Raw genomic sequence first — 8,911 nt, 5'->3', positions numbered from 1 at the left:
GGAAGAATAGTCAGACAAGGGAACGAAAATAAAAAAGTTGAAATTTATAGATATGTAACAGAAAATACATTTGATGCCTACTTGTGGGTGCGACATGAAGTCGCTTAATTTAACTGTTTGGCAATAAGACCAAACCAACTATTCCGTTAGTTGAGCCAAGTATTGACTGCACTTATGTGTGGTAAGCCGATACTAAAGTAACCCTACTTGAGGTTGAACCGTGAGGGAATGCCGAAACTGCTAGCAACAAGGCGGTTAGGGAGCAAGGCTTGATAATATGGCTAACATATGTGAACTGCTGATAAATGTCGTTAAGGTGAGCTAAAGTTGCTGATAAGCCTGAACCAAAATGGTGCGTAGTCGGATAATCCTTTCCACAATAGGATTACACGGACAAAATGACTACCGGCAAAGAGGTGGAGCCTAAGTTATCAATGTTAATTAAGTGGAACATGGTAAGCCTGTATTATTGCTAAAAAGCAAGGCAAATCGTAAGAACTGCTGATAATAATGCAGGTAGAGGAAAATGGAAAAAGCAAATGCCGTCTTGTAATGAGACGGATAGAGGTAATCTGCCTTAACTCGAAAGAGTGCAGACTTCCATTAGGTTTTTAATCACAAGAGAACTTGTAGAATTTTTGAAAGGAGAAAGCAAATGAACAGTAAAATGTGTGCTGCTGCTAACAGAGCTGAGGACTGGGAAAGTATAGATTTTTTAGAAGCCGAAAGCTATGTTAAAAAACTACAAATGCGTATTGTGAAAGCGTGGAAAATGAGTAAATATGGAAAAGTAAAATCTTTACAGCATTTACTCACAACTTCATTTTATGCAAAAGCCTTAGCAGTAAAAAGAATAACTGAAAATAAAGGCAAGAAAACAAGTGGTATTGACGGTGAATTATGGCTAACATCACGAACAAAGTATAACGCCATAGGAAAGTTAAAACTTAGAGGATACAAACCACAACCTTTAAAAAGAGTGTATATACCAAAGAAAAATGGTAAGAAAAGACCTCTAAGCATTCCTACAATGAAAGATAGAGCAATGCAGACACTATATAAATTTGCACTTGAACCTATCCGCAGAAACAACAGCGGATTTAAATTCATATGGATTTAGAGCCAAAAGATGTACACAAGATGCTATTGAGCAATGTTTCACATCATTAAATAAAAAGAAATCTGCAAAGTGGGTGCTTGAAGGAGATATAAAAGGGTGCTTTGATAATATCAGCCACGAATGGATAATGAATAATATCCCAATTAATAAGAAAATATTAAAACTTTGGCTCGAATGTGGATATATAGAAAAACAGAAACTATTTCCAACAGAAACAGGAAGTCCACAGGGTTCGCCAATATCGCCAATAATTTCCAATATGGTATTAGACGGTTTAGAAAAAGCAATCAAAGATAAATACCATAAACGGACAGTGAATAAGAAGGCATATTTCCCAAAAGTTAATTTTGTTAGATATGCAGATGATTTCATTGTTACTGGAGAAAGTGCAGAATTGCTTGAAAATGGTGTTAAGCCAATCATTACAGAATTTTTATCCAAAAGAGGCTTGGAACTGTCTGAAGAAAAGACACTTATAACACATATAAATGATGGATTTGATTTTCTTGGAGTCAATATCAAGATGTATAAGGATAAGCTGCTTACCAAACCATCCAAAAAGAACTTCAAGGTTATTGTTGATAAAATTAGAAAAGTTATAAAGGAAAATCCATCAATGAAGCAAGAAATACTGATTAGAAAACTAAACCCAATTATAACAGGCTGGGTAAATTATCAGAAATACAATGTTTCATCAAAAGCCTTTGAAAAACTTGACTATGAAGTTTACAAATGCTTGTGGAAATGGTGTATTCGTAGACATCCGAAGAAAAGCAGAAAATGGATAGCTAAAAAATATTTTCACATTATTGGAAATAGAACTTGGACTTTTAGTGTAGCAACTGAAAGAAAAATAAAGAATGGAGAAAAATATTATCTCTGTTTAAAATATGCCACAGATACAGATATTAGAAGATTTACCAAGATACAAGCCAAAGCAAATCCATTTGATGAAGACTGGCAAGCATATTTTGATAAAAGAGAAGAAACCACGCTGGCTCTTTAATTAGAGTTTATAAAAACTTGAGCCGTGTGAGGGGAAACTCTCACGCACGGTTCTTAGAGGGGAAGGGAATAGCAATATTCCTGACCTACTCGACCAAACTATAGAAAATAAGCAAAAATTCATAAGCCAGATCATGACTTCAAAAACTCCAGTCAGAGTGGCAGAAGATGTTGACGAAAGTTCATTAAACTACGCTGAAATAAAGGCACTTGCAACAGGAAATCCGTTAATTAAGGAAAAAATGGATTTGGATATGGAAGTAAACAAGTTAAGAATGCTTGAAGCCAATTACAAGTCAAACCTATATCGTCTTGAGGATAAAATAACAAAAGAATATCCTGTAAAAATTAGTAAAATGGAAAAATATATTGAAAATGTGAAGGAGGATATTTCTAAAATCGAGCTAAAATCAAATAATGAGGATAAATTTACATCTATTGAAATTAATGGGACAAAAATTTATGATAAAAAAGAAGCTGGAGAAGAACTTTTAAAGGCTATAAAAAGCACTGGAATATCTGATGAGCCTCAAATTATTGGAAGTTATAGAGGATTTAAACTGTCTTCAAATTTTGACTTCTATGAGAAAAAATATAAATGTGTATTGGAAAACAAAGAAAAATATTATACTGATTTTGGGAAAGATTCAATTGGAAATATAACGAGAATGGATAATTTGTTAGATAAAATTCCTGAAAATCTGGAAAAAGAAAAGGTAAGACTTGAAAATTACAGGGAAGAATTTTCTAATGCAAAAGAAGAAGTTAATAAGCCTTTTGAAAAAGCAGATTTACTATTAGAAAAAATTGAAAGATTAAGTGAGGTTAATAAACTGATAGAGGAAGGAATGAAAGAGAAAGAAAATATTAAAGGGAAAGAGGATATTCAAGATTTGGATAATGATGATTTTGAGCGATAGAATCTATATAAATAATTATATAATTTTTAAATATTTTTATAAATAAAATTAGGATATTATGAGATTATAAAGTGATATTATAAAAATTAAAAAAACATATTTGAAAAAAAAGATATTTTTGAATTACAACTTGGCTGATTTATCCCTAATAAAAAATTAATTATTGACAAATATTTGAAAAAAAGATATATTAATGGTAATAGAATAAAAATAGATGTAATATTTAATAAAATTTTAGAGAGGAGTAGAATTAATAAATTATTTATTAATTCGCAATAAGATATCATGAGTGATAAAAATTTTATAAATCGAACAAATCGGACAATTTTGTTTGAAGAAATTAATCCAGAAAAAATGGATATTTTAACACTTATTAATGATTCTAAAAATATGGATTCATTAGACGATGAAAATATTATAGAAATTAATCGTCATTTATTAGTTAGTAGTTTTGATGAATTTTTGGAGAAATTTGATCCCAAAGTGTACAGTTATTTTGATGCTGAAAGTCAAAGTATTAGATATATTTTGAAAAAACCTGAAGGAATTTCAGAAGATTTAATAACAGAAATAAAGATTAATAATGGTAATACGTTTTTTAAAATGCTTAATACTTTAATAGAAGCTAGAAAATCACAAGGGAATCGTAGTGTAGATTTTAAATTTGAAAATATTTTAGAATTAATTTCTCCTCGAAAAGTTATTGAGGATATAAAGCAAACTAGAAAAGAAATTGCATATATTTATGGTAAATATGAGGAACTAGATGATGAAAACCCTAAAAAATTGGAGTATGGGGATAAATTAAACGAGAAATTTGAAGAAGCTTCACAAAATTATTCTAATGTTCTTGGAATGTTACCACTAGCAATTGAAGACATTAAAACACGACTTTTAATAGGACATGATGAAAATGATTCAAAATCTGAAAAAATTAAATTAGGAATGCTTAAAGTAGGAGAAAATGGAGAATTAGAAGTTATAGAATACAAACAAGAAGAAAATAAGTCATTAGCTTTGATTGAAGAAAAAAATACGACTGCATTAGTAGAAGCGTTTAAAGATGATTATGAAAATGTATCCGAAGAACCTAATCAGTATATTAGTGATTTGGTTATAAGAACATTTGTACCACTTGCAAAAAATATTGTTAATATAAACCCAGAGCAAGAAGTTGAGAATTATAATAATTATCTATCTTTTTATAAATCAGCACAGGAAGACTTTATAAAAATAGCTAAACCTTTAATTGAAAAATTACTTGGTGTAAAAATGTTTTTTGAACAATATGATACAAAAGTACCATTAATGCGTCCGACATTATTAGTTACAAATGTAAAATCTGAGATGATAAGTAAAGCAGGAAATAAGGAAAGATTAAAAGCATTTTTGAATACAGTAAATGCAAAAAATGATTTTGAAAATACAATTTGGTTTGGAATTTATCCAAATGTTGATTTAGATATTAAAAAAACAGAAAAAAAAGTACGTGAAAGATTTCGTGGAACAAAAAATGAAGAAAAAGTGGATAAAAATACTATTGAGGTATTAACAAATTTGATGACTATATTGGGAGAATATAAAATACAGGTATTCTTCAATTTTGAAGGGAATTCAGAAACTTCGTTTGATAATCTTGCAACAACAGGAGTAGATAAGTATATTGAAAGAACTCAAATTTTAGAAAATCAGAGTTACTCTGAGTATTTAATTCCAGTAATTCCAAATTTTACAATAATTCCAAAAGATAAATCAGGAGTGATTTTAGATTATAAAATGAAATTTGAGAATGAAAATGGAGTTTCACTTTCAAAAGAACAAGAAGACTTATTAAAATTTTGGATAGAGGGAGTATATGTTGATGGTTCGTATGTTGCTGCTGGGATTATAGCAGCTTCTCAATGTCCTAATTTTTTGAGAGATAGATTTAATCAAGTTTCTCCAGTATATCCAGGAGTTAGGTTTGATATTGAAGCTGAAGATAATTCTTATAAAGTGCGAACTACTATGTCTAAAGAAATTTCAGGATTTACAAATTCAATAAAAGATAGAATTAATCAATTTAATTATGGATTTATTTTTTCATCTGACAATGCTCATTTGCAAAAAGAAAAAATTAGAAATATTGTAGTTTATAAGGCAAGAACATTATTAAGAAATTCTGAAGGTGGATACGAACCTTTATATAAAACTTTAACAACAACTTTCATAGAAAGAACTTTGCGATTTGTTACTACAGATTTTAAAGAAGATAAGATAAATATGTTCTTTAGTACAAATCCAGAAAGTCAAAAATCAATATGGGTAAAAGATCAAAAATTTGTAAATGGAATTATGCAAAAAGGAGACGACATCACTCATATTATCGATGAAGAAAATGGAATTTGTCAATTAAATATTACATTTGCAGGTAATGTCAAGAATTTGCAAGTTGAAATTAATAAGCAAAATTAACAACAATGATATATAAATAATTTATATATAAAATAACTATTTTTATAAATATAAATTCAATTATTGTAATTTTATGATGGATATTGAATTACTCTTTGTTCAATTTTAAATAATTTATATGTTAATAATAATGAAATTGGATTTATTGAATTTTAAATTTTTAGGATAGTTAAAAAATAAAAATTAGGAGGAATTTTATGGGATTTAGACTAATCGTAAAAGGGCAAAATGATGAGATTTTGTTGAACAAAGAAAGTATTTTGGATGTGAAATACATTTCTGAAACACCAGATGACTCGAATGCGAGAGCAACAGACTTGGGAGTTATTTTAGAAATTCGTGGAAAAATATTAGCCGCTTCAACTGGAGATGCAGAAGACGATACTAGAAAAGTCGCTCAATGGTCATTAGTTCCAGCGGAAGCAGCAGATGCTTATAGACAAGCAAGTCTTGAAATTATTTCAGCAGGACAAATGGTGAGAAAAATTGATATGACAAATGTTTTTGTCGTAGATTATATTGAAGAATATGGAAATCAAGCTGGAACTGGGACATTTTCATTGAAAATTAAACAGAAAAAAGAAAAAGTAAAAGAAGTTGCTATTGAAGGCGGATACCAAGCAACAGAAGAGGTTTAATTGGGAATTGGGGGTAGAACTTTTAAGTTCTATCCTTTTATTATTTATATAAAAAATAAATTTTGTGTTGTATAAAATTACTTTAAAATTGAACTTAAAAATTATGATTATTTTACTCAAATTGCAAAAATATTTAATTTTAATAGTTTGATGTTAAAAAAGTTAGAGTATAATTAATGATTCCTTCAAAGTTTTATTTAAAAAGCTAAGGCTTGAAGTATGATAAAAATTAGAGTAATAAAAATATATAGAATAAAGAAAAGTGAGGAAAAGAATATGTTTTTAAATAAATATCCAATATTTAAAAAAGGACATAATGTAGATAAAGAAGTATTTGAAATATTAAGAGATAACCCTCTTGAGATATTGAGTTTAACTTATTCAAAATATCAAGATGGGATTATTTCAGGATTTGAATTGACTACAAATATTGAAGAGAAAATTGTAATTGTAAATAAAGGTATTATAAAATGTAATGGCGAAATATATTGGATGGCTGAAGATTATAAATTTGATATGCCAATGGAAGAAGATAGATACACTTTAAAATTAAAATTGAATTCTAATATAAAACAAGAAAAATATTTTGTTAGAGAAGGCGAATTTATTTTGGAAAAAGGTTATGATAATGTTTCTGACGACGAAATAGAAATAACTAGATTTATAACAAGAGTTGGTGCGGAATTGAGAAATGATTACAATAATTTTACAGATTTGCGAAGAGATTTTAACTTGCTAGAAATAATAAATACTAAATATTCATCAAATCATATAAATGGTACATTGCATCCAACAATATTAAAATTATGGGGAATGGAAGCTGCAAAAAAAGAAGAACTGGACATTTATGATGTTAATTTTTATGTGAACTGCTTGCAAGGAGATGTTGAAAGAGAAGTAATAATTGCTTATATAAATAGAAAATTGGATTTAAGTAATATAGACTACACAAATGAAGAATTATACGAAAATCTTTTAAGGATATTACAAATACTAGGTAGAGAACGTAGAATAATAGAAAAGAAAAGAATTATTCCACAAAAAATAACAATTGAATAAATATATACAGGAGATTTGGTTTATTATGAACTATTATGAAATTTTAGATGTTTCAAGAGTAGCAACTTATGAAGAAATTAAGGCAAAATATAGAAAGTTGGCTTTAAAATACCATCCAGATAGAAATCCTGATAACAAGAAAGCGGAAGAAATGTTTAAAAAAATTTCTGAAGCATACGAAATATTAGGAGATAAGGAAAAAAGAAAAAAATATGATGAAAAAATAAATAATAATACAAAATATACAAAAGATAAAGAAAATGTAAGAAAAAATGAATACAATCATTCATCTGCTTCCTCAAGTTTTTCTTTTAATCCGAATGATATTAAAAATATGTTTGAAAATATGTTTAGTACTGATAATTTAGGAAAAAATAATAAAGATAAGGCAAGGGAGCATAAAGTTAATATGCAAAATAGTTTTGAAAACTTTTTTAATCCTAAAAAAAAGAAATAAAAAAGAAAGAGGATTTTATAAATGATGTGGAGATTGAGAAGTGCAGTTAATAGAATAAGAGGAATATTTAGGCAGCCAGTTGGACGGGGAAGTCTTTATCGAGTTGAAAGTTTAAGACGTTCTGCAGGTTCACTGGCAAATTCTGATTCAAAAGAAAAAAATAGTTTATCTGTTGATAAGGGAATAAAAATTTATGAAAAAAGGCAATTAGAAACAAGAGGTGGCAAAAAAAGTAATTTTTTCACATTAAGAAATACAGTTATTTTAATAGTTTTATTTTTAACATTTGTTTATATACATTTATCGGGCTATTCAGTAAAAAGTTTTTATGTATCAATATTTATTTATATTGTTTTAACATTGTATTTGTTGATTATTGAGAGATTTAGAGAAAAAGTTGAAATAGAAGAAGAAATAAAAGAAATCAAAACAGAAAGAGAACGTGAACACGGGGTATTTTTGGATAAAGTTAAAGAAATTGATCAACTTGAAAAAAATCAGCTAGAAGATATAATTTTAAAAAATTCAGAAGATTATGATATAAAAGTTTGGAAGGTAGGACGTGCGACATCGCTTTTAATAGGGAAGAGAACTCCTAGAAATAAAGTAGATATTGATATAAGTGAAGGAATCTATTCTAACCTCGTAAGTCGAACACACGGTGTTTTGAATAAGGTAAATGGAGTTTGGTATTATGAAGATTTAGGATCACAAAATGGAAGTGGAATTGAAAAAAAATCAGATAGACGTAAGGTAAAACTAAAAAGAAATACGCCAATAAAGGTTGAGTCAGGTGATATTATATATTTAGCGACAACTAAATTGTTGTTAAAGTAAACAATAATTATTTTTATATAATTTTATGAAAAAGAAAAAATGATAAAGTAAGGAAGGTGATAAAATGAAAGCGTTAATAATACTTTCTCCTATTAGTAAAAGAGAAGTTATTTTAAAAAAAGTTGATAAATATGTTGAAAATTTTAATGAGAATCCAGTAAATGAATGTAAAAAAAAGTATAATGAAATATCATCAACTGTAAGTGAAATAGTGTTATTACCAACATATGTAGATACAGTTGAATTTGTAAAAGATGAACTGGATATGAGTCCTTTATCAATGTTAAAGCCAAATATAAGGATAGGAGATGAAGGATATAAATATTTGAAATTTACAAACAGTACAAAAATAAAAATAGGTGGAAGAATTGTAAGTTTTAATTTGGATGAGGGTAAAAATAAGAAAAAAAGTCAAGAAGGA

The 8,911-nt window shown here is 28.0% G+C and carries 7 protein-coding genes and 1 pseudogene; all 8 read left to right on the top strand.

Annotated elements, in window-relative coordinates:
- Positions 1-655: 655 nt before the first annotated feature.
- A pseudogene (gene ltrA / locus K324_RS14665) lies at positions 656-2,108 on the top strand (group II intron reverse transcriptase/maturase); the annotation flags it as partial.
- Positions 2,109-2,259: 151 nt separating this feature from the next.
- Positions 2,260-3,045 carry a hypothetical protein gene (locus K324_RS14660; protein ID WP_051354430.1) on the top strand — a complete coding sequence of 262 codons (786 nt, stop codon included), beginning with the start codon at positions 2,260-2,262 and terminating at the stop codon, positions 3,043-3,045.
- A gap of 285 nt (positions 3,046-3,330) precedes the next feature.
- The gene (locus K324_RS0108915; protein WP_026748844.1) at positions 3,331-5,499 is read left to right on the top strand and encodes a hypothetical protein; all 2,169 of its coding nucleotides are present in this window, start codon (positions 3,331-3,333) and stop codon (positions 5,497-5,499) included.
- Between the two features lie 197 nt (positions 5,500-5,696).
- On the top strand, positions 5,697-6,137 hold the full coding sequence (locus K324_RS0108910) for a hypothetical protein (RefSeq protein ID WP_021747023.1): 441 nt from the start codon (positions 5,697-5,699) through the stop codon (positions 6,135-6,137).
- 276 nt (positions 6,138-6,413) lie between these two features.
- A complete protein-coding gene (locus K324_RS0108905) occupies positions 6,414-7,196 on the top strand; it encodes a hypothetical protein (protein ID WP_026748843.1) in 783 nt (260 codons plus the stop codon).
- A gap of 25 nt (positions 7,197-7,221) precedes the next feature.
- Positions 7,222-7,653 (top strand): DnaJ domain-containing protein, encoded by a 432-nt coding sequence (locus K324_RS0108900; protein WP_026748842.1) that lies wholly within the window; start codon positions 7,222-7,224, stop codon positions 7,651-7,653.
- Positions 7,654-7,674: 21 nt separating this feature from the next.
- A complete protein-coding gene (locus K324_RS0108895) occupies positions 7,675-8,490 on the top strand; it encodes an FHA domain-containing protein (RefSeq protein ID WP_026748841.1) in 816 nt (271 codons plus the stop codon).
- Between the two features lie 64 nt (positions 8,491-8,554).
- Positions 8,555-8,911 (top strand): hypothetical protein (locus tag K324_RS14655; protein WP_036095408.1); only part of this gene is annotated, 357 nt, incomplete at its 3' end.

This window comes from Leptotrichia trevisanii DSM 22070, assembly GCF_000482505.1.
GTDB classification, from domain to species: domain Bacteria; phylum Fusobacteriota; class Fusobacteriia; order Fusobacteriales; family Leptotrichiaceae; genus Leptotrichia; species Leptotrichia trevisanii.
The sequence above is the reverse complement of the archived record's forward strand: the minus strand, read 5'-3'. Positions and strand labels throughout refer to the sequence as shown.

Excerpts from the sequence above, each read along its gene's own strand:
- K324_RS14660 (WP_051354430.1), top strand. The coding sequence starts at position 2,260 with ATGACTTCAAAAACTCCAGTCAGAGTGGCAGAAGATGTTGACGAAAGT.
- K324_RS0108895 (WP_026748841.1), top strand. The coding sequence starts at position 7,675 with ATGATGTGGAGATTGAGAAGTGCAGTTAATAGAATAAGAGGAATATTT.
- K324_RS0108905 (WP_026748843.1), top strand. The coding sequence starts at position 6,414 with ATGTTTTTAAATAAATATCCAATATTTAAAAAAGGACATAATGTAGAT.
- K324_RS0108915 (WP_026748844.1), top strand. The coding sequence starts at position 3,331 with ATGAGTGATAAAAATTTTATAAATCGAACAAATCGGACAATTTTGTTT.
- K324_RS0108900 (WP_026748842.1), top strand. The coding sequence starts at position 7,222 with ATGAACTATTATGAAATTTTAGATGTTTCAAGAGTAGCAACTTATGAA.
- K324_RS0108910 (WP_021747023.1), top strand. The coding sequence starts at position 5,697 with ATGGGATTTAGACTAATCGTAAAAGGGCAAAATGATGAGATTTTGTTG.